Source organism: Roseovarius sp., assembly GCF_040223625.1.
Classification (GTDB): Bacteria; Pseudomonadota; Alphaproteobacteria; order Rhodobacterales; family Rhodobacteraceae; genus Roseovarius.
Genome location: NZ_JAVKFX010000030.1, coordinates 47,295 through 67,121 on the forward strand (window position 1 = coordinate 47,295; position 19,827 = coordinate 67,121).

26 protein-coding genes are annotated in these 19,827 nt (G+C 66.9%); 6 read left to right on the forward strand and 20 right to left on the reverse strand.

Features of this window, described 5'->3' with window-relative positions; translation table 11 throughout:
• The first annotated feature begins 43 nt into the window (after window positions 1-43).
• Entirely contained in the window at window positions 44-595 is a 552-nt protein-coding gene (locus RLN94_RS08660; RefSeq protein ID WP_350131092.1) for a hypothetical protein, read from the forward strand.
• A 35-nt stretch (window positions 596-630) separates the two neighbouring features.
• Here RLN94_RS08660 and RLN94_RS08665 read toward each other — a convergent pair whose 3' ends face one another.
• The gene (locus tag RLN94_RS08665; protein WP_350131093.1) at window positions 631-1,581 is read right to left on the reverse strand and encodes an MBL fold metallo-hydrolase; all 951 of its coding nucleotides are present in this window, start codon (window positions 1,579-1,581) and stop codon (window positions 631-633) included.
• A 55-nt stretch (window positions 1,582-1,636) separates the two neighbouring features.
• On the opposite strand from RLN94_RS08665, the gene RLN94_RS08670 reads away from it, so the two are divergent.
• Window positions 1,637-2,194 (forward strand): DUF2585 family protein, encoded by a 558-nt coding sequence (locus RLN94_RS08670; RefSeq protein ID WP_350131094.1) that lies wholly within the window; start codon window positions 1,637-1,639, stop codon window positions 2,192-2,194.
• 2 nt (window positions 2,195-2,196) lie between these two features.
• Here RLN94_RS08670 and RLN94_RS08675 read toward each other — a convergent pair whose 3' ends face one another.
• Genes RLN94_RS08675 through hmgA form a run of 3 tightly spaced genes read right to left on the reverse strand, consistent with a single transcriptional unit; the run spans window position 2,197 to window position 5,418 of the window.
• Entirely contained in the window at window positions 2,197-3,153 is a 957-nt protein-coding gene (locus RLN94_RS08675) for a fumarylacetoacetate hydrolase family protein (RefSeq protein WP_350131095.1), read from the reverse strand.
• Window positions 3,150-4,013 (reverse strand): MBL fold metallo-hydrolase, encoded by an 864-nt coding sequence (locus RLN94_RS08680; RefSeq protein ID WP_350158606.1) that lies wholly within the window; start codon window positions 4,011-4,013, stop codon window positions 3,150-3,152. The genes RLN94_RS08675 and RLN94_RS08680 overlap by 4 nt, the downstream gene beginning before the upstream one ends.
• Window positions 4,014-4,062: 49 nt before the next feature.
• Window positions 4,063-5,418, reverse strand: coding sequence for a homogentisate 1,2-dioxygenase (gene hmgA, locus RLN94_RS08685; protein ID WP_350131097.1), 1,356 nt, complete (start codon window positions 5,416-5,418; stop codon window positions 4,063-4,065).
• Window positions 5,419-5,487: 69 nt separating this feature from the next.
• On the opposite strand from hmgA, the gene RLN94_RS08690 reads away from it, so the two are divergent.
• From RLN94_RS08690 to RLN94_RS08700, 3 genes are all read left to right on the forward strand, one after another.
• A complete protein-coding gene (locus RLN94_RS08690) occupies window positions 5,488-5,934 on the forward strand; it encodes a MarR family winged helix-turn-helix transcriptional regulator (RefSeq protein WP_350131098.1) in 447 nt (148 codons plus the stop codon).
• A 45-nt stretch (window positions 5,935-5,979) separates the two neighbouring features.
• On the forward strand, window positions 5,980-6,843 hold the full coding sequence (locus RLN94_RS08695; protein ID WP_350131099.1) for a DMT family transporter: 864 nt from the start codon (window positions 5,980-5,982) through the stop codon (window positions 6,841-6,843).
• A gap of 212 nt (window positions 6,844-7,055) precedes the next feature.
• A complete protein-coding gene (locus RLN94_RS08700) occupies window positions 7,056-7,292 on the forward strand; it encodes a hypothetical protein (protein WP_350131100.1) in 237 nt (78 codons plus the stop codon).
• 34 nt (window positions 7,293-7,326) lie between these two features.
• On the opposite strand, the gene RLN94_RS08705 is transcribed toward RLN94_RS08700, so the two are convergent.
• From RLN94_RS08705 to RLN94_RS08715, 3 genes are read right to left on the reverse strand one after another with little or no spacing between them, the layout of a single operon-like run.
• Window positions 7,327-7,698: a hypothetical protein gene (locus tag RLN94_RS08705; RefSeq protein WP_350131101.1), complete on the reverse strand. Its 372-nt coding sequence runs from the start codon at window positions 7,696-7,698 to the stop codon at window positions 7,327-7,329.
• Window positions 7,695-10,151, reverse strand: a complete 2,457-nt coding sequence (gene ctaD / locus RLN94_RS08710; RefSeq protein ID WP_350131102.1) for a cytochrome c oxidase subunit I — start codon at window positions 10,149-10,151, stop codon at window positions 7,695-7,697. The genes RLN94_RS08705 and ctaD overlap by 4 nt, the downstream gene beginning before the upstream one ends.
• The gene (locus tag RLN94_RS08715) at window positions 10,148-10,744 is read right to left on the reverse strand and encodes a cytochrome c oxidase subunit II (RefSeq protein WP_350131103.1); all 597 of its coding nucleotides are present in this window, start codon (window positions 10,742-10,744) and stop codon (window positions 10,148-10,150) included. The genes ctaD and RLN94_RS08715 overlap by 4 nt, the downstream gene beginning before the upstream one ends.
• Window positions 10,745-10,822: 78 nt before the next feature.
• On the opposite strand from RLN94_RS08715, the gene RLN94_RS08720 reads away from it, so the two are divergent.
• A complete protein-coding gene (locus RLN94_RS08720) occupies window positions 10,823-11,335 on the forward strand; it encodes a DUF2231 domain-containing protein (protein WP_350131104.1) in 513 nt (170 codons plus the stop codon).
• Here RLN94_RS08720 and RLN94_RS08725 read toward each other — a convergent pair.
• The 13 genes from RLN94_RS08725 to RLN94_RS08785 form a co-directional block, all read right to left on the reverse strand.
• Window positions 11,305-11,814, reverse strand: a complete 510-nt coding sequence (locus RLN94_RS08725) for a CopD family protein (protein WP_350131105.1) — start codon at window positions 11,812-11,814, stop codon at window positions 11,305-11,307. The two genes, RLN94_RS08720 and RLN94_RS08725, sit on opposite strands and share 31 nt — an antisense overlap.
• Window positions 11,811-12,527 (reverse strand): cytochrome c oxidase assembly protein, encoded by a 717-nt coding sequence (locus RLN94_RS08730; protein ID WP_350131106.1) that lies wholly within the window; start codon window positions 12,525-12,527, stop codon window positions 11,811-11,813. The genes RLN94_RS08725 and RLN94_RS08730 overlap by 4 nt, the downstream gene beginning before the upstream one ends.
• Before the next feature lie 251 nt (window positions 12,528-12,778).
• Window positions 12,779-13,588 (reverse strand): division plane positioning ATPase MipZ, encoded by an 810-nt coding sequence (locus tag RLN94_RS08735; protein WP_350131107.1) that lies wholly within the window; start codon window positions 13,586-13,588, stop codon window positions 12,779-12,781.
• 194 nt (window positions 13,589-13,782) lie between these two features.
• Window positions 13,783-14,004: a 50S ribosomal protein L31 gene (gene rpmE, locus RLN94_RS08740; RefSeq protein ID WP_350131108.1), complete on the reverse strand. Its 222-nt coding sequence runs from the start codon at window positions 14,002-14,004 to the stop codon at window positions 13,783-13,785.
• On the reverse strand, window positions 14,001-14,405 hold the full coding sequence (gene rplS, locus RLN94_RS08745; protein WP_300896044.1) for a 50S ribosomal protein L19: 405 nt from the start codon (window positions 14,403-14,405) through the stop codon (window positions 14,001-14,003). Before rplS ends, rpmE begins: the two co-directional genes overlap by 4 nt.
• Before the next feature lie 294 nt (window positions 14,406-14,699).
• The gene (locus tag RLN94_RS08750) at window positions 14,700-16,106 is read right to left on the reverse strand and encodes a multicopper oxidase family protein (protein WP_350131109.1); all 1,407 of its coding nucleotides are present in this window, start codon (window positions 16,104-16,106) and stop codon (window positions 14,700-14,702) included.
• Window positions 16,107-16,167: 61 nt separating this feature from the next.
• Window positions 16,168-16,971 carry a tRNA (guanosine(37)-N1)-methyltransferase TrmD gene (trmD, locus tag RLN94_RS08755; RefSeq protein ID WP_350158604.1) on the reverse strand — a complete coding sequence of 268 codons (804 nt, stop codon included), beginning with the start codon at window positions 16,969-16,971 and terminating at the stop codon, window positions 16,168-16,170.
• 72 nt (window positions 16,972-17,043) lie between these two features.
• Window positions 17,044-17,205, reverse strand: a complete 162-nt coding sequence (locus RLN94_RS08760) for a DUF1328 family protein (RefSeq protein WP_350131111.1) — start codon at window positions 17,203-17,205, stop codon at window positions 17,044-17,046.
• A gap of 93 nt (window positions 17,206-17,298) precedes the next feature.
• Window positions 17,299-17,820 (reverse strand): ribosome maturation factor RimM, encoded by a 522-nt coding sequence (rimM, locus tag RLN94_RS08765; RefSeq protein WP_350131112.1) that lies wholly within the window; start codon window positions 17,818-17,820, stop codon window positions 17,299-17,301.
• Window positions 17,820-18,449, reverse strand: coding sequence for a 5,6-dimethylbenzimidazole synthase (gene bluB / locus RLN94_RS08770; protein ID WP_350131114.1), 630 nt, complete (start codon window positions 18,447-18,449; stop codon window positions 17,820-17,822). Before bluB ends, rimM begins: the two co-directional genes overlap by 1 nt.
• 18 nt (window positions 18,450-18,467) lie before the next feature.
• A complete protein-coding gene (gene rpsP, locus RLN94_RS08775) occupies window positions 18,468-18,884 on the reverse strand; it encodes a 30S ribosomal protein S16 (protein ID WP_350131116.1) in 417 nt (138 codons plus the stop codon).
• A gap of 48 nt (window positions 18,885-18,932) precedes the next feature.
• Window positions 18,933-19,229 carry a chorismate mutase gene (locus RLN94_RS08780; RefSeq protein ID WP_350158603.1) on the reverse strand — a complete coding sequence of 99 codons (297 nt, stop codon included), beginning with the start codon at window positions 19,227-19,229 and terminating at the stop codon, window positions 18,933-18,935.
• Window positions 19,222-19,827, reverse strand: a complete 606-nt coding sequence (locus RLN94_RS08785) for a GNAT family N-acetyltransferase (RefSeq protein WP_350131120.1) — start codon at window positions 19,825-19,827, stop codon at window positions 19,222-19,224. The genes RLN94_RS08780 and RLN94_RS08785 overlap by 8 nt, the downstream gene beginning before the upstream one ends.

A 19,827-nucleotide genomic window follows, 5' to 3' on the forward strand; every position in this document is an offset into this window, starting at 1 on the left:
CGGTGTTGACCCTCCAGAACGAACAGACCTGGGGAGTAACGACGTGTCTGCCGCCGATATGAGTGCTAGTGATAAACAGGGCCGCGAGGCCGGGCTGGGCCTGATCGGGCTGGCCGGCGCCGGTATCCTGGGCGGCCTCGCGGTCGCCGTGGTGCCGGTGGTGGGCGAGAGCCTGCGGCCGATCAACCTGAACCCCGTCAACCTGGCGATGACGGGCGTGGCCGGGGCCGGGCTGTTGATGGCGGCGCTGGGCGCGGTTCTGCGGCGGGCCGATCCGTTCCATCGCGGGGCCGGGGTTGCCGGTGGCCTGCTTCTGGTGGTGTTCGCGGTGTCGTTCCTGGTCAATCCGCTGGCGGGGCTTATCCTGCTGACGCTGGCGACGCTGGTGGTGTTCGCGACGCTTGCCACGGTTTACCTGATGGGTCCCGTCGAGGAAGAGGCGGTGGAAGAGACCGCCGCCGAGGCCGACGAGGCGCGGCCCACGGCCAAGGTGATCCACCCCGCCGCGTGGCACATGCCGAAACCCGCCAACCTGCCCGGCGCCGTGGCGCTGAAGCAGGAGGTGTGCAAGCCGGAGGCGCGGCTGACGCTGTGAGGCCGGAAGGCCGGGGCTGACGGGCAAGTGCATCATTAGCCCTGCAACTGTTCCCACATCTCCACGTCACGCTCGGCCGTCCAGATGCGGGGGGTGTCGATGCCGCGCGCCTCGTCATAGGCGCGGGCGACGTTGAACGGCAGGCAGTGCTCGTAGATCGCGTAATCGGAGAATTTCGGGTCGCAGGCGGCGCGCACCGCGTCCCACGCCTCTTTCAGCGTGCCGCCGCGAGCGGCGACGCGGGCGGCGGGGCGGTAGGTGCTTTCCACGAAATCGCGGGTGTTCTCGATGGCGGCGTTGACCATTTCGCGGCCCATCAGCGCGTCGCCCCGGCCGGGCGCGATGGCGTCGACGTCGAACCACTTGATTTCATCGAGCGTGTCACCCCAGTCGGAGAAATGCCCGTCGCCGCAGTAGCAGGCGGAGTGGTATTCGACGATGTCGCCGGTGAACATGACGTTCTCGTCCGGGACATGGATGACGATATCGCCCGCGGTATGGGCGCGGCCCAGATGCATGAGGTCGACCCGGCGGTTGCCGAGATAGACGGTCATGCTGTCGGAGAAGGTGGTGGTGGGCCATGTCAGGCCGGGGATGCTCTCATGCCCTTCGAAGAGGCGGGGAAAGCGCTGGAATTCGCTGTCCCAGTCTTCCTGCCCGCGTTCGGCGACCATGGCGCGGGCGGTGTCGCCCATGATGATCTGCGGCGCGCCGTAGGCCGAGGCGCCGAGGACGCGGACGGCGTGGTAATGGGTCATGACAAGGTGGGTGATCGGCTTGTCTGTGACCTCGCGGACCTTCTCGATGACCTTGTTCGCGAGGCGGGGGGTGGCCTGGGCCTCGACGATCATGACGCTGTCGTCGCCGATGATGACGCCGGAATTGGGGTCGCCCTCGGCGGTGAAGGCCCAGAGGCCGTTTCCGACCTCGGTGAAGCTGATGGTTTTCTCGGTGAGATCACCTTGGGAGGCGAAGGCCTTGGACATGGGGGGCTCCTTTCTGAGATGGACAGGGGCGGGGGGCTGTGCTTGGGTTCGTGACATGATGCAGAGCCGGTTGCCCTATGTTCTGACGTTCCTGATCACCGTTGTGACGGCGGTGATCCTGTTGGCAATGGGCCGGGCGGGGGTGTGCCCCTGTGGCTATGTCGACCTGTGGGGCACGATCGGCACCGAGGAGGCGAACCAGCAGGTTCTGGACTGGTACGCGCCGAGCCATCTGTTGCACGGGTTGCTGTTCTATGGCGCGCTCTGGCTGGTGGTGCCGCGGGTGCCGATTGGCTGGCGGCTGGTGATTGCCACGGTGGTCGAATGCGGGTGGGAGATCGTGGAGAACACCGATGCGATGATCCAGCGGTACCGGGATTCCACGGTCTCTTCCGATTACATGGGGGACAGCGTTCTCAACTCGGTGTCCGACATCGCGGCGATGTGGGTGGGGTTCGCGCTGGCCCGGGTCGTGCCGGTCTGGGTGAGCGTGGCGGTGGTGATCGGGTTCGAGGTGCTGACCGCGATCGTGATCCGCGACGGGCTGGCGCTCAACATCCTGATGCTGCTGTGGCCGCTGGAGGCGGTGAAGGAATGGCAGGCCGCTGGCTGAGGTCATGAGGCGACCGTCTGGTCGATGGTGCCGAAGAGCGGGCGGCCCGTGTCGTCCTCCATCCAGATCCTGACGCGGTCGCCGGGTTGGAGGAAGGGGGTCTTGGCCTCGCCTTCGAGAAGGGTTTCCACCATGCGCTGTTCGGCGATGCAGGAATAGCCGCGGCCGCCGTCGCGGACGGGTTTGCCGGGGCCGCCATCCGCGTCGCGGTTGGAGACGGTGCCGGAGCCGATGATGGTGCCGGCGGCGAGGTGGCGGGTTTTCGCGGCATGGGCGATGAGGGTGGGAAAGTCGAAGGTCATGTCTTCGCCGGCATCGGCACGGCCGAAGGGTTTGCCGTTGAGCTCCACGTGCACGGTGCCGTTGAGCTTGTCGCCGTCCCAGCCCGGCAGGGCGTCGGGGGTGATGGCGAGGGGCGAGAAGGCGCAGGCGGGTTTCGACTGGACGAAGCCGAAACCCTTGGAGAGCTCGTCGGGGATGAGGGCGCGGAGCGAGATGTCGTTGCAGAGGAGGACAAGGCGGATGGCGGCGCGGGCCTGATCGCGGGTGGCGCCCATGGGGACCGGGCCGGTGATGACGGCAACCTCGGCCTCGAAGTCGATGCCCCATGACGGGTCGCCGGGGATGGGCGCCGTGGGGGCGAGGAAGCTGTCGGAGCCGCCCTGGTACATGAGCGGGTCGTGCCAGAAGCGCTCGGGCATCTCGGCGCCGCGGGCGCGGCGGACGAGGTCGACATGGTTCACGTAGGCCGAGCCGTCGAGGAACTGGAAGGCGCGGGGGAGGGGGGAAAGGCAGTCTGTCTCAACGAAGGGCGTCTCCGGGCCATCCGGGGCGGGTTCGGTGCCGTCGAGGAGGGATTGCAGTGTGGCGCCGTCGGGCAGGCGGCAGGTTTCACCGTCATCGGAGAGGAGGGCGAGTTGGCCGTCGGGGGTGCCGTTGTCGAGGGTGGCGTATTTCATGGCGTGGCTTTCAGGGGGAGGGTCAGCCCGTCATGGGCGACGTGGAGCGTGCCGGAGAAATGGGGGGCGGCCTCGGCGCGCCATGTGTCTTCGGTTACGCCGGGCTCGCCGGAGGGGATGAGGTGGTTGAGGGCGAGCTGTGACACGCCCGCGCGCTCGGCCAGTTTGGCGGCGTCATGGGCGGCGGTATGGCTGCGCAGGATGTGCTTCAGGAGGCGGTCATCGGCATAGCCCATGCGGTTCACGATGGCGGTGATGTGGTCGGTCAGCATGGCCTCGTGAACGAGGAGGTCGGCGCCCTCGGCGAAGTCGACCATGGCCGGGATGGGGGCGGTGTCGCCGGAGAGAACGGCGCTGGCGGAGGGGGCGTCGAAGCGGAGGGCGTAGCTTTCGGTGACGGGCGGGTGGTGGTTGGGGAGGGCGGTGATGCGCAGGCTGCCGAGCGTCAGGTCGAGGTGGTCGTCGAGCCGGTGGATGGGGAAGAGGCTGTCGAAATCGGGACGGCCTTCATCCTCGGTGCGGGTGTCGATATCGTAGGCCATCGAGGCGCGGAAACCCTCCCAGTAGGCGGGCAGGCCGGAGGGGGCATAGATCGGCACCTCGCGTTTGAGGCCGGCGGTCCATGCGGTGTGGAGGAGCGGCCCGAGTTCGAGGTAGTGGTCGGAATGCAGGTGGGTGACGAGCACCGCGTCGATCTCCGTCAGGGCCACGCCCGCGCGGCAGACGCCCGCCGCCGCCCCCAGCCCTGCGTCGATCAGCACGGTTTGCCCAGCCATACGCACCAGTATGGAGGTCGGCATGGCCGAGCCCGGGCGGATCGCCGGGCCGCCCTTGCTGCCGAGGATCGTCACGCTGTCCATGGGGGCGCTGTCCGGGGCTTTCATTGTTCCGGAAATACTCGATTGCGCATCATTTGCGACCCGGCGTGCCGTCGAATTTCTTCTCGAGGCTGTCCCAGCAATCGATGTAATCGTCCTGCAGCGGCGCCTCGGTCGCGGCGAAGCGGGTGAGGTGCTGGGGGAAGCGGGTTTCGAACATGAAGGACATGGTGTTGTCGAGCTTGTCGGGGCCGAGATTGGCGTTCGAGGCCTTCTCGAACGCGTCGCGGTCGGGGCCGTGGGGCAGCATCATGTTGTGCAAGCTCATGCCGCCGGGGACGAAGCCCTGCGGCTTGGCGTCGTACTGGCCGTAGATGTTGCCCATCAGCTCGGACATGATGTTCTTGTGATACCAGGGCGGGCGGAAGGTATCCTCGGCCACCATCCAGCGTTCGCGGAAGAGGACGAAGTCGATATTCGCGGTGCCGGGGACGCCGGAGGGGGCGGTGAGCACGGTGAAGATCGACGGGTCGGGGTGGTCGAAGAGGATCGCGCCGACCGGGGAATAGGTGCGCAGGTCGTACTTGCAGGGGGCGTAATTGCCGTGCCACGCGACCACGTCGAGCGGGCTTTGCGGGATTTGCGTTTCGTGGAACTGGCCGCACCACTTGATGGTGAGGGTGGAGGGGGTTTCGCGGTCCTCAAAGGCCGCCACCGGCGCCTTGAAGTCGCGCGGGTTGGCGAGGCCGTTGGCGCCGATCGGCCCGCGGGCGGGGAGCTCGAATTTCTGGCCGTAGTTCTCGCAGACGAAGCCGCGGCAGGGGCCTTCCAGCACCTCGACCCGGTAGACGAGGCCGCGGGGGAGGATGGCGATTTCCTTCGGTTCCAGGTCGATGATGCCGAGCTCGGTGCAGAAGCGGAGGCGGCCTTCCTGCGGGACGACCAGCAGCTCGCTGTCGGCGGAGTAGAAATAGGCATCCTCCATCGAGGCGGTGACGAGGTAGATGTGGCTGGCCATGCCCACCTGCGTGTTCACGTCTCCGGCGGTGGTCATGGTGCGCATGCCGGTGAGCCAGGTGAGGCTTTCGTAGGAATGGGGGACGGGGTTCCAGCGGTACTGGCCCAGCGAGATCACGTCGGGATCGACGTTGGGGGCAGATTTCCAGTGGGGCAGGTCGATCTTCGTGTAGCGCGCCGAGTGCTTGACGGAAGGCCGGATACGGTAGGTCCATGTGCGTTCCGGCGGGTGGGCGGTGAAGGCGGTGCCGGAGAGCTGTTCGCCGTAGAGGCCATATTCGCATTTCTGGGGCGAGTTCATGCCCTGGGGCAGGGCGCCGGGCAGGGCCTCGGTCTCGAAATCATTGCCGAAACCGGGCATGTAGCCTTCATGCGTGCCCACGGGCGTGGCGGCCTGGGTCAGGCCATGGGACTTGGTCTGGCGGTTCATGGCAGCGGTCCTCCTTGTCCCATGGAGCTAACAGTTGAATTTGTAACTAACAAGGCTACATGGCTGACCATGATGCGCGATACATGTGACGAGACATTCGAGCTGGCGGATTTCCTGCCTTACCTGTTGAACCAGGCGGCGGAGGCCTCGGGGCAGGAGTTCCAGACGATCTACAAGGGCCGCTACGGGATGTTGCGGACCGAGTGGCGGGTGTTGTTCCACCTCGGCATCTATGGCCGGATGACCGCCAAGGAGATCGGCGAGCGGGCGGTCATTCACAAGACCAAGGTGAGCCGGGCGGTGCAGAAGCTGGCGGCGCGGCGGTTCATCACGCGCGAGCGGCACGCGGCGGACCGGCGGTTCGAGTATCTCGACCTGACGACGGCCGGTCGGGCGGCCTATCGCGACCTGCACGAGGTGGCGCGGCAATACGATGCAAGGCTGACCTCGCAGTTCTCGGACGAGGAGACGGCGCTGTTGCGGTCGATGCTGAAACGGCTGGCCGGCGGGCGGTAGGCGCGGGACTTTACTTTCCGGTCAAAAACCCGTTCAGCTTGCGCCATGAACGAGCATCTCAAAGGTCTGATCATCACCACGCTGGGCGTGCTGTTCGTGGTGCCGGATTCGCTTTACGTGCGGCTCATTGATGCCGAGCCGATGGTGACCGCGTTCTGGCGCGGGATGAGTGCCGGGGGGATCATCCTTCTGGGGCTTCTGGCGGTGCAGGGCACCAAGGGGTTCGGGCAGGTTCTGCGCTCGGGCTGGCCCGGGGTGATCTACATGGTGCTGATCGGGTACACGGCGCCGGGCTTCGTGCTGGCGGTGACGCATACGAGCGTGGCGAACGTGGTGTTCATCTTCGCCTCGATGCCGATCTTCTCGGCCATCTTCGCGCGGGTGTTTTTGGGCGAGCCGATCAGCCGGCGGGTGGTGATGACCATGCTGGCGGTGATCGGGGGGCTGGCGATCATCGCCTATGGCTCGGGTGAGAACGCGGTGGCGCACTGGTCGGGGGATCTCTACGCGCTGTCGGTGTGCATTGCGTATTCGGGGGCGCTGACGGCGGTCAGGGGGCTGAAGGATATCTCGATGATCCCGGCGATTCCGCTGGCCTATATCGGGGCGGCGCTTTTGATCTGGCCGTTCATCGAGCCGGGGCCGCCGGTAGAGGCGCAGTGGCACTTGTTTCTGGGCCACGGGGCGTTCATTGCCGTGGCAACCTGTTTCCTGACGCTGGGGCCTCGCTATATCAGCTCGCCGGAAGTGTCGCTGCTGATCCTGCTGGAATCGGTGCTGGCGCCGCTGCTGGTCTGGGCGATCGTGGGCGAGGACCCGGGGCGCTGGGCGATGATCGGGGGCGCGGTGGTGATCGGGGCGCTTCTGGTGTCGAACTTCGTGGCGCTGAGGCGCCGGCGGGTGGTCTGACGGTTGGGACCGGGGTGGCGGTTCGTGACGAAGGTCGTGCGGGCCAGTGCTGTCACTGACCGCCTTTCGGTCCGACGTCATTTGGGGGTTACTGGTTTCCGGTTTTCACCTGAGCGTTTTTTCGCGTGTTGTCCCGGCATGATCCCGTGGTGGCGTATCTCGGGAACATTGCCCTCCGCCCGGTTGTTACCGACTCGAACGGAGGTTTTCCCATGGACACGTACGAGACGGGACAAGACCGCGGCCGTGGCGGCGGTAAACTGGCACTGCTGCTGGGCGTTGGAATACTGGCGGCGGGGGCGGCCGCCTTCTGGCATCGGTCGCAACAGCCCTGGCCGGCCGGGCGACCCGACAGTGCGCCGGGGCGGAGCAGCTGGCAGAGCCGCTATGGCGACTACGCGGTCTCGGGCCGCAGCGTGACGATCAACCGCCCGAGGGCGGAGGTCTAAAGTTTCTGGCGCGATTTTTCCGACCTTGCCCGTTTCATGTCCAATGTCGAGGCGGTTCAAAGGGGACAGGCTGCATCCGCACGGCTTCGCCACAGGATGACGCGGCCGCCACGGGGGGCAGGAGCGTCCAGACCGTGCTGGCCAGCGCGACGGCGGCGAGGACGAGGCTGATGCGCCGGAGGGTGGGGTCGGTCTCCGGCCAGCGCGGTGACCGGAGCGCGAGCATGAGCAGGATCTGGACCAGGATTGCCGCGACCGTGGCGAGGATCAACAGACCGCGCAGCGTGCCCTCGTCGACAGGCGCGTTCCAGCGGTCGGAGCAAAGCAGGCCGTGCAACCCGTAGACCGCGCTGAAGGACGCCAGCCAGAGCGTCAGCGGAAGCGAGAGGCGCAGAACCGAGTTCACGTCAACATACCCGGCAGCATGGCCGCCGTGGCGGTGACCAGCGTGACGGCGACCGCGTAGTCGCACCAGAGCCGGCCGATGCGTATGGCGCCGGAGGTTGTCGCGGCGGGGTGGCCGGCGAGTAGGCGGGCGGCGAGCAGCGCCATCATGAACAGGGCGATCAGGTGGTGCAGCAGGGCGTATCCCATCAACACCCAGAGGGTCGCGTCATAGGCGTGGGCGGTTGGATCGGGCGCGCGCGAGAGGAGGAATGCGCAGGCGCCGCCGAGAGCCGCGAGGCCCGCCATGGCGAGGGCCAGGCCGGGGGGCGCTTTCAGGCGCGTTCCGGCGAGTGTCAGCGTGGCCCCGCCGAATAGCGGCAGGAGGATCCATGGTCCCGCTTCGACATAGGCGGGCGGCGGCCAGTTCGGGGCGATCGTCCAGAGGAAGGCATAGCCGAAGAGCAGCGAGCCGAAGAACGTGCCATTGGCCAGCAGGAGGAAGATCGACCCCCACCAGCCGGGCGGGTCGCGCACTTCGGCCGCGGTGCGCAGCGACAGCCCGCGACCGGCCGGAAGCAACCCCTCGCTTTCCTTGGTGCCGAGGCTCCAGACCCAGGTCAGCGCGCAGGCGATCACGCCCAGGGCGGAGAGGGGGATCAGCCAGTACGCCTTTGTCAGCATTCCGAGAAAGAACAGGCCCGTCACCGCCGCCATCAGCACCGGCAGGGCCGTATTGCCGGGGAAGACGGTGATGTAGCGCGGCTCTCCGGTGGCGACATCGACGGACAGTGTTTCGCGCCGCGCCCTTTCGCAATCGCCCAGATAGCCCTCGCCCCGGGCGATCTGCACCGGCAGGCCGGGCGCGTCGAAAAGCGGCTCGCGCGATGTGACCTCGGGGATGCTGGCAAAGTTGTAGGCCGGGGGCGGCGTCGGCATCGCCCATTCCAGCGTTCCGGCTTTCCAGGGATCGCGCGCGCCCCGCACCGCCACGGTCACGTTCACCACCACGTCGATCAGCACGAGCGCAAGGCCGATCGCCATGACGAAGCTGCTGACCGAAGCGATGAGGTTTATGAGCTCCCATCCCTGTCCGGCCTCGTAGGTGTCTATCCGCCGCCGCATCCCGAGCAGCCCCGCCCAGTGAAGCAGCAGGAAGGTGCCGTGAAAGCCCGGCACGATCAGCCAGAAGGCCGTGGGGCCGAGCTTGAAATAGGTCGTGCGCCCGGCAAAATGCGGCATCCAGTAGTAGAGCGCCGCCAGCATGGGAAAGACGAAGCCGCCGATCAGCACGTAGTGAAGATGCGCGACGATGAAGTAGGTGTCGTGCACCTGCCAGTCGAACGGCACGATGGCCACCATGACCCCGGTGAGCCCGCCGATCACGAAGGTGGCGAAGAAGGCCAGCAGCCAGAGCATGGGCAGGTGCCTCCTCGGCCGGCCCTGGCGCAGCGTTCCGATCCAGGCGAAGATCTGCACCGCCGTCGGCACCGCCACAAGCGTCGAGGCGGCGGAGAAGAAGGCCAGCCCCATGTGCGGGATGCCGGTCGTGAACATGTGGTGCACCCATAGACCGAAGCTGAGCACGCCGAGCGACACGGCGGCGGCCACGATCCAGCCGTAGCCCATGAGCCGGGTGCCGGCCATCACCGGCAGGATGGTCGAGATCGCGCCGGCCGCGGGCAGGAAGATGATGTAGACCTCGGGGTGGCCGAAGAGCCAGAACAGGTGCTGCCACAGAAGCGCGTCACCGCCATCTGCCACCTGGAAGAAGGGCATTCCGAAGGCCCGTTCCAGTTCCAGCAGGATCGAGCCGAGGATCAGCGGCGGAAAGCCCGTCAGGATCATCACCGCCGTGACCAGCGCGTACCAGGCGAAGATCGGCATCTTCGACAGGCGCATTCCCGCGGCCCGGTAGCGCAGGATCGTCACCGTGATCTCTACCGCCGCCGAGATCGCCGAGATCTCGACGAAGGTGATGCCGATCAGCCAGAAATCCGAGTTGATGCCCGGGGCGCCGATGGTCGATGACAGCGGCGGGTACATGAACCACCCGCTGTCGGGCGCGATACCGGCCAGCAGGGCGAAGATCATCATCGATCCGCCGAAGACGTAGCACCAGAAGCCGTAGGCCGTCAGTCTGGGAAAGGCGAGATCCCGGGTGCCCAGCATCTTGGGCAGGAGATAGACCGCGAGCCCCTCGAACAGCGGGATCGCGAACAGGAACATCATGATGGTCCCGTGCATGGTGAAGATCTGGTTGTAGTGTTCCGGGCCGATGAAGGCCGAGCGCGGGCTGGCGAGCTGCGCGCGGATCAGCATGGCGAGGATGCCGCCCACGATGAAGAAGAAGATGGCGACCGCAAGGAACATCCGGCCCAGATCGGTGTGGTTCACGGTCGTGAACCAGCCCTTCCAGCCGGGGTCCGAGGCCCAGATGCGGGTCAGCGCGCGATGGCGGCGCAGCGCGGTCATGGCGCGTCTCCCTGCAGGAACCGATCCCAGGATGCGGCATCGTGCGCGATCACGGAAAAGCGGTGGTCGCGGTAGCCGGGGCCGTTGAATTCGGATCCGAGGCCCTCGTAGCGGCCCGGCCTGTCGGCCTCGATCCGCAGCACGTTCACGCGGCCCGGCACCGCGTCCAGCTTGCCCGCCAGCCGCGGCACCCAGAAGGCATGGATCACGTCGGCCGTGGTGATCGCCACGTCCACCGGCCGCCCGGCGGGGATGTGCAGCACGTTCTCGGTCTCGCGATCCGGTGCGTCGTCATAGCCGAAACGCCAGGCCCATTGCCGCGCCTCGGCCTGCACCCGCACCACGTCGGGGCCGGGGCGAGGCAGCAGGCGTTCGCCGACGACCAGCCCGTAGGCCAGCAGCGCCGCCAGCACGATCAGCGGGAAGACCAGCCCGAGCCCGATGACGTACCCCCATTCGTCGCGTTCTCCCGACGGGCCGTACCAGGCCCAGGCAATCAGGCCGGCCACGAAGAGAAAGATCGCCGTGGCGCCGCCCAGCAGCACCCACCACAGCGTGGCGATGACCTTGGCCGCAGGCCCGGCCGGGTGCACGGCCGAGAGAGACTCTTCGCAACCTGCCAGAAAAAAGATAGTTATACCCCCGACACCGCAGCGCAGGAGAACCCAGGGATGCCGGACAAGATGGTCAACGAGTCCGAGGAACTTCTGGATCCGATCGTGGAACATCCCGGCTACGACGAGACGGAATCCCTCGTCGGGCTCTGGGGTCATCCGCTGCACGCGATGAGCGTCGCATTCCCCGTCGCGCTTACCTTCTGCGCGTTCGGCGCCGACCTGTTCTACTGGTGGAGCGGCGACGCCTTCTGGGCCCGCGCCGCGATCTGGGCGGCGGGCACCGGCTTTCTGTTCGGCCTGATCGCCGGCGTGACGGGCACGGCGGAACTGCTGCTGGTGCCCGGCATCCGCATTCGCGCCGCGGCCTGGACGCATTTCATCATCGCCGTGCTGCTCTTGTCGCTGCTGGGCACGAACTGGGGCTACCGGCTGCAGGGCTACGAAGAGGCGGTGCTGCCCTATGGCATCCTGCTTTCGGGCTTCAACGTGCTCGTCGTGATGGTGACGGGATGGCATGGGGGCAAGCTCGTGTTCGATCATCGTCTGGGCACGTCAAAGGGGAACTGATGGCCGCGCGGCTCGGTCAGCCAGTCGGGAACGGGAATTTCCTGCAGTTCCGGCTTGGCCAGGACCAGCGTCAGGACGCACAGGACCGGCGCCAGCAGGAGGACCAGCGGAAGAGCGGGTTTCGGGGCGCGATGTGCGCCCTCCCGTTCCGCCACCGCGACAAGGACGTATCCGATCCAGACGTGAAAGGTCACCATCATCGCGACGAAGAAGAGCTTGGCGAACATCCAGGTCACGAACACCTCGCGCAGGAATATCAGCGCCGTGCCCGACCCGATGGCGAGAACGGCGGCCGGGGTGATGCAGAACGTATAGGTATAATGCGTGGCATGGCGGATGCGGGTGTAATCCCCTTGTCCGATCGCCGGGTCGTGCCGGGCCAGCATGAGTGGCAGGGCGAACAGCCCGCCGCACCAGAGCAGCAGCATCGCGACATGCAGCGCCTTGACGTAAGGCACCAGCGCCATCATCGCGCTCATGCGGAGGCCGGTCCCCGGCCCGAATTCCAGGCGCGGCGGGCAAGCAGGGCGAGGACGGCAATGTACGGGAGCATCGCCGGGACCCACATGATCAGGCCGCCCAGCTGTTGATCCTCGAGTGGCATCAGCCCCCACTGGAGCGGCATCTGCTGATGAGCGTCGTAAAGCACCACGGGGGCCAGCGTCAGGATCGCGCCGAGCAAACCCATCTGGATCAGCCCGGCCATCGACCATAGGACCCCGCCGACGGCGTCGCCATTGGCGAGGACCGCGCGCCAGAACAGGGTCGCCGACCCGAGCAGGGTGACCTGCATCATCCAGTAGACCCCGATATCCCGCAGAGCGAGGTCATATGCAGCGGGGAGATGCCAGGCCCACAGGATCGCAGTCGAAACCAGGAAGTGCAGCGGCATCGATCCGAACAGCCGCCGCCGCGGCAAGGCCGCCGCGAGCAGCGGTGCCGCGACTGCGACCAGCAGCACGTGATGCACAACCCGGGCCGAAAACAGGCCGACCGAAAGGGCGCAGAGCGGCGAGACGAAGGCGACGGCAAGCACCGCCACGGCGGCAAGGCCCGGGGGCTTGTGGCGCAGGAAGATCGTCAGGGTCAGGAGAGCGGCCAGCACGACGGGATCGAAATTCCACGAGGCCCAGACAAGATCCGGGCCCGGAGCCTCGCCGCAATAGCTGCCCGGAAGTAACTCCAACGACACGACGCCTCCTCCGCTGCTCGGTTTTGGCCGCAAGAAGCTGCGGCGCGCCCTTCGTCTCTTTCTAGCGCAACCGCGTGGGGCGGCAACCTTTCCGGGAGGGCGAGGGGAGATCGCGCTGTTCGAGAAAGGCGGGGGCGGGCATTCGGGCGTGATGGTCTTTGCGCGTGGTCCGGGCCTGCGCGGGTGCGGTTAAGTGGCCGTTTTCTTTAGAAGAAAACGGAGCGAAATCCTTTGAAGATTTCGGGGGTGGCTCAGAAATCGACCTCGACGCCGGGGAGGTTGAGCGCCTTGATGAGGTCGCGAAGCTCCTGCCGGGCGGCGACGTTGGAGATGTTGAGCTGTTTCACCCCGATATCCTTGAGATCGAGCAGGGTGAGGCCGCGGGGGAAGAGCTCGCGGAAGATGACGCGCTCGTTGAAGCCCGGGGCGGTGCGGAAGCCGATGCGCTTGGCGAGGTTGTCCAGCGCGGCGCCCATCTTTTCCTTGTTCACCATCTGTTGCGCGCCGAGGCGGTTGCGGACGACGACCCAGTCGATCGGTTTGAGCCCGGCCTGGGCCCGAAGCTGGCGGGCGTTCCAGACCATCTCGGAATAGACCGAGGGGCCGAGGATCTTCATGCCGTCGCTGTCGATATGGGCGAGGAGGTCGAAATCGATGAAGCTGTCGTTCAGGGGCGTGATCAGCGTGTCGGCGAGCGAGTGGGCGACCTGGCTGAGCCTTGTGTGGGAGCCGGGGCAGTCGATCAGGATGAAATCGCTGTCGGGTTCCATCTCGGCCACGGCGGCGGAGAGGCGGCGGTCATAGATGTTCTCGCCCGGCTGGAGGGCGGATTGGTCTACCTCGGGGAGGTCGCGATAGGCGGGCGAGGGGAGGTCGAGCCCCGACTTCTGAAGGAAGCGGTCGCGGTTGCGGATGTAGGTGCCGAGCGTCTTCTGGCGGAGGTCGAGGTCGAGCGTGCTGACCTTGTGGCCCAGCCGGGCCAGCGCCGTGGCCACGTGCATCGACACGGTCGATTTGCCCGCACCGCCCTTTTCGTTCCCCACGACGATGATATGCGCCATGTTCCGTTGCCCCTCGTTCTGCGCCATGTGTCTGCGCGATTTTTTGCGCAACTTACCGGTGCCGTTGACGATTTGAAAGAGAGCTTCGCGCAGTTGCGGCGCGGGGCTGGCGCCGTTGCATCAGGTGGGAGGGAAAAAGAAAACGCCGCCCCGGTGGGAGCGGCGTTTCGTGGTGTCGATTGCGTGGCGCCCGATCAGAAGCCGAGGCCTGCGTACTTGTTCTTGAACTTCGACACGCGGCCGCCCGCGTCGGTCAGGCGGTGACCGCCGCCCGTCCAGGCCGGGTGGACCGTGGGGTCGATGTCGAGCGAGAGGCTGTCGCCCTCTGCGCCGTAGGTCGAGCGCATGGTCAGGACGGTGCCGTCGGTCATCTTGACTTCGATGTAGTGGTAATCGGGGTGGATGTCTTTTTTCATGTCGCCGATCCTTGCACGGGTTTCTTGCCGTCGTCCTTGGGCTTGTAGTTCGAATCCTCGGCGATCCGGGCCGATTTGCCCCGGCGCGCGCGCAGGTAGTACAGCTTGGCGCGGCGCACGCGGCCGCGGCGGATCACGGTGATGTTGTCGATGTTGGTCGAGTAGAGCGGGAAGATCCGTTCCACGCCTTCACCGAAGGAAATCTTGCGGATGGTGAAGCTTCCGGCGATGCCGTCGCCGTTCTTGCGGCTGATGCAGACGCCTTCGAAGTTCTGCACCCTTGTGCGGGTGCCCTCGGTAACCTTGAAGCCGACGCGGACGGTGTCGCCGGCCTTGAAGTCGGGAATGTCCTTCCCGAGTTCGGCGATCTGTTCCGCCTCGATCTGAGCGATAATGTCCATCGCTGCATTCTCCTAAATGTGCTTGCGGTTTGGCCCGCAAAGGTGTCTCGCGTCCTCAGAGCTCTTGGTCTTCGTCCGGGTCCGCCGTGCCGGTCTTACCGGGGGCGCCCGCCAGAGGTCAGGTCGTCTTGTCTTGTTCGGTGCCCCTAAGGGCCTTTCCGGAAAAGCGAAAATGGCGCGGAGACGGACCCATCAGAAGAAAAACGGGAATCACGCGCGCCGACGCTGGTTCGGAATGGGCGCGGTAAATCAGGTTCGGGGTGCAAATTCAAGGAAAAAGGGCCCTGACGGGTGTCAGGCGACCTCGACCACGCCCATCATGCCGGAGGCCTGATGTTCGAGGATGTGGCAGTGGAGCATCCACGTGCCGGGGTTGTCGGCGACGAGCGCGATCTCGGTGGTCTCGTCGGGCATCAGGAGGGCCGTGTCGCGGAGGGTGGCGATGTTGCCGGCGCGGGGGTCGGTGAGCTGGAAGCTGTGGCCGTGGAGGTGGATCGGGTGCGGCCAGCGGGTGCGGTTTTGGAGGGTGATGCGGTGGGTCTTGCCGAGGGCGAGGCGCAGGAGCGGTTCGGTTTCGTGGAGGCGGGCGGGGACGGTGCCGTTGATCGACCAGAAGCGACCGGCTTGGGCCAGTTCCTGCATCGGGAGCATCTTGCCCTCCATCATGGCCTCGGCCATGCCGCCCATGGCGCCGCCGTCGAAGGTGAGTTTGTGGGTTTCGGCATTGGCGAGGTCGGGTTGGGCGACCGGGTTGGGGCGCAGCGCCTCGGGCGGGCCGAGCGGGGTGTCGCGGAGGGGCGCCTCGTCGGAGACCTCCCATGTCATGACCTCGAAGGCGCGGTCGGGGCCGTAGGCGTCGTCGATCACGCGGGCGGGGGTGCCGGGGGCCGCGTCGATATCGAGGATGAGGTCGGCGCGTTGCCCGGCGCCGAGCCAGACGCCGCTGTCGCCGAGTTTCTGCGGCGCGACCGGGTGGCCGTCGAGGGCGATGAGCCACGGGTCGAAGGGGGCGAAGGTGAGGTGGAAGTTCTGGGCGTTGGCGACGTTGCAGATGCGCAGGCGGAGGCGTTCGCCGGAGCGGACGGGCGTGCGGGTGAGGTAGGTGCCGTTGACGGTGAGCACGTTGCCGGTGCGGCCGCCGTGGCTTTGATCGTGGCGGTTGCCGAAGGGGGCGATCTGGGCGTCGTTGTCGAGGCGCCAGTCGTCGAGGGCCCAGGCGATTTCGCGGTCGGCCTGGAGGCGGGCGGCGATTTCGGGGGGTTCCTCGACGATCAGCAGGCCGTGGAGGCCGCGGCCGACCTGTTCTGAGCTGTTGACGTGGGGGTGGTACCAGAAGGTGCCGGCGTCATGGAGGGGGAGGGTGTAGTCGAAGCTGTCGCCGGGGGCGATGGGGGGCTGGCTGAGGAAGGGCATGCCGTCTTGTGAAACGGGCACGCGGAGGCCGTGCCAGTGGACGGTGGTGGGCTCGGGCAGGTCGTTCTGCACGGTGACGTTGAGGGTGTCGCCCTGGCGGGCGCGGAGGACGGGGCCGGGGGCGGTGCCGTTGTAGAGCCAGGCTTTCGTGGCCGGGCCGTCGGGGACGACGAGGGGCGCCTCGCCCGGGGCGGCGGTGAGGGTGAGGGGGGTGGCGGCGGCGAGGCGGGGGAAGGTCGTGACAAGGCCGGTCGCCAGGGCACCCTTGAGAACGGTACGTCGGTGCATGGTGATCCCCTCCCTGAGCTTGGGCGTGAAGATAGGACGCGGGAGGGCCGGTGGCGAGGGGTCAGTCGCTTTTGTCGCGGCGGGCGGTGTAGGCCTGCCAGAGGTCGGGGCGGCGGGCGCGGGTGAGGGCCTCGGCCTGTTGCTGCCGCCATTCGGCGATCTTGGCGTGGTTGCCGGAGAGGAGGACTTCGGGGATCTGCCGCCCGTTCCACTCGGCGGGGCGGGTGTATTGCGGGTGTTCCAGCAGGCCGGAGGTGAAGCTTTCCTCTTCGGTCGAGGCGGCGTTGCCGAGGACGCCGGGGAGGAGGCGGACGGTGGCGTCGATCATCGCCTGTGCCGCGATCTCGCCCCCGGTGAGGACGAAATCGCCGAGCGAGACCTCGGTGATGCCGTAATGGTCTATGACGCGTTCGTCGAGCCCTTCGAAGCGGCCGCAGATCATGGTGAGGCCCGGACCTTCGGAGAGGTGCTGGGCCATGGCCTGGTCGAAGCGGCGGCCGCGGGGGCTGAGGTAGAGGAGGGGGCGCGCAGGCGGCGCGCCGGCGGTGGCGGCGTCGATGGCGCGGGACATGACGTCGGCGCGCATGACCATGCCGGCGCCGCCGCCGGCGGGCGTGTCGTCGACATTGCGGTGGCGGCCTTCGCCGAACTCGCGCAAATGGGTGGTTTCCAGCGCCCAGAGCCGGTCTTTCAGCGCGCGGCCCGTCAGGCTTTCGCCGAGCACGCCGGGGAAGGCCTCGGGGAACAATGTGATGATATGGGCGGTCCAGACCCCGGCGAGGCGGGGGTTGTGATCCATCAGCCCGCGCGGTTGAAGCGAGGCGGAGATGGATTTGCGGCCATGGGAACGGGGCTGGTCAGACATGGCCTGTCTTTTGGGGGTGTCGGGCCGGGGCGGTCAAGCGCATTCGTCAGGACCGGCCCCGGCCCGGCAGGGTCAGCCTAGGGCGATCACGCCGAGGGCCATGAGCAGGAAGAGCACGAGCGCGACCACGACGAGAATCTTGGCACCCGAGAGGGCAACGCCGGACAGGCGGCCGAAGCCCAGCATGGCGGCGATGGCGGCGATGGCGAGGAGGATGAGGATCCATTCGAGCATAGGAGCAGTCCTTTCAGTTAACCGCGCGGAATAGGGCGGCGTCTGAGGGATAACGTCAGGTGCCGCATCTGGTTCCAGCGGTTTCGTACGCAATCAGCTTTTTGCGTCGTCGGGGAAGAGACCGTCGGGCGGATCGGCGACGATCCGGCCGGCGGCGAGATCGACGGTGGGCACGGCCTCGCGCGTGAAGGGAAGCAGGACGGTGGCGGAGGAGCCGGGGAGGCGGATTTCGAGCAGGTCGGTGGCGCCGTGGTTGTGGACCGCCTTGACGGTGCCGAGGCGGGTGCCCCCGGTGTCGAAGACCTCCACCTCGATGAGGTCGGCATGGTAGAACTCGTCCTCCTCGGGTTCGGGGAGGCGGGCACGGTCGACATAGAGGCGGGCGCCGCGCAGGGCGTCGGCCTGTTCCTTGGTGGCGATGCCGGAGAGGCGGGCGGTGAGGCCGTTCTTCGTCTGGCCCGTCAGGGTGATCTCGTAGCGGGCCTTGCCGTCTTCGGTTTCAAGCGCGCCGTAGGCGGCGACATCCTCGGGCTCGGCGGTGAAGCTTTTCAGCCGGACCTCGCCCCTGACGCCGAAGGCGCCGGCGACGGCCCCGAGGCAGACACGGTCTTCCATCAGCGCACCTCCAGCGGGAGCGAGCCGCGGCGGTCTTCCCAACCGGCCTGTTCGAGTTCGGGGGTGTCGGAGGAGGCCTCGGGCCAGCCGACACAGAGATAGGCGACGAGCGACCAGTCGTCGGGCAGGTCGAGGTCGCGGCGGAGGCGGGCGGGGTCGAGGATCGAAACCCAGCCGACGCCGAGCCCCTTCGCCCGGGCGAAGAGCCAGAACTGGGTGATGGCGGCGACGACGGAATAGTGCCGCATCTCGGGCATGGTCAGCGCACCGAGCCCCGCGCCCTTGGCGGTGGCGGTGTCGCAGAAGACGGCGAGTTGCACGGGGGCCTCCTGCATGCCGGTGAGCTTGAGGGTGCTGTAGAGCTTCGCCTTGTCGCCGGAATAGCCGTCGAGCGCCAGTGCATTGGTTTCGCGGAAATTGTCGAGCGCTGTGGCGCGGGCGGCATCGCTGTCGATGCGGACGAGGCGCCACGGCTCGGAGAGCCCCACGGACGGGGCGAACAGAAAGGTGTCGAGGCACTGCGCGAGCAGCGCCTCGTCCACCGGATCGGTGCGGAAGCGGCGCACGTCGCGCCGCCACCGCATCAGGTCGATCAGGCCGGACTGGAAGTCTGATGTGAACCGCGACATTCCAGTGTCCTGCCCGATTTACTCTTCGGTCGCCTCTTCGGAAGCGGCCTCTTCTGCCGGGGCTTCCTCGGCCGGGGCGTTGGCGGCTTCGGCGGCAGCCTTGGCTTTCTCGGCCTTCTCCTCGGCGCGGTCCTGGGCTTTCTGGCCCGGGGTGCCCTTCTTCGGGTTCGCGCGCTCTTTCTTCTCGAGCACGCCGGCGTTTTCGAGGAAGCGGGCGATGCGGTCGGACGGCTGGGCGCCGTGATCCATCCAGTACTGGATGCGCTCGACTTTCATCTTGACGCGGTCCTCGCTGTCTTTCGGCAGAAGCGGGTTGTAGGTGCCCAGCTTCTCGATGAAGCGGCCGTCACGCGGCATGCGGCTGTCGGCAGCCACGATGCTGTAGAAGGGGCGTTTCTTGCTGCCACCACGGGACAGGCGGATTTTCATGGCCATTGCGATTTCTCCTTTTGAATGGCGTTGGTCTGGCGGGATAGTCCCACCTTACGATTGGTGTTGCTGGTGATGCCGGATCACCTCGGCGATGATGAAGTTCAGGAACTTCTTGGCGAAATCCGGGTCGAGATCGGCCTGGGTCGCCAGGTCTTCGAGCCGTGCGATCTGGGCCTCTTCGCGGGCCGGATCGGACGGGGGAAGGTCATGTTCGGCCTTGAGCTTGCCCACGGCCTGGGTGTGTTTGAAGCGCTCGCCGAGTGTGTAGACGAGGATCGCGTCGAGCCTGTCGATGCTCTCGCGGTGCTCCTTGAGGAGCGAGGCGGCGCGGGTGGTTGCGTCAGTCAATGGGCATCCCCTTCGGTTTGAAGAGCGGGTCGCAGTAATGCTCGATTTCGAGTTCGATCCCGTCGCGGAGTTGGCCGGATTGAAGGCGTTCGGGCGCGGGGTGGCGGTAGACCGTGTCATTGCCGTCGATGGTGGCGGCGTCGGGGTCGCGGACCGCCCCCAGCCGTTCGGCGAGGCGGATGGAATCGAGGTTCTTGGGGTCGATATAGCTGACCGCGTCGTCCCAGCCGAGATCGGAATAGAGGTGCTTGCGGACCCGGTGGGTCGCCTCGAGCGCGTAGCCGTTGCCGGCCTCCTCGGGCCAGATGATCCAGGCGAGTTCGCGTTCGGGCCACGCCGCGGGGAACCAGCCGCCGGCCATGCCGAGGGTGCGGTCGGTGTCCTTGTCGTGGATCATCCACATGCCGTAACCGCGGATGTTCCAGTGGCCGATCTCGGCGGCGTAGAGCATCCAGGTCTCGTACGGATTAAGCGGCCCGCCCATGAAGCGCGACCGGTAGGAGGCGAAGGTGGCCTTGAAATCCGGATAGTCCTGCGGTTCCGGCCCGCGCAGGGAGAGGCGGCGGGTTTCGAGGACGGGGATCTGCGCGGTGGACAT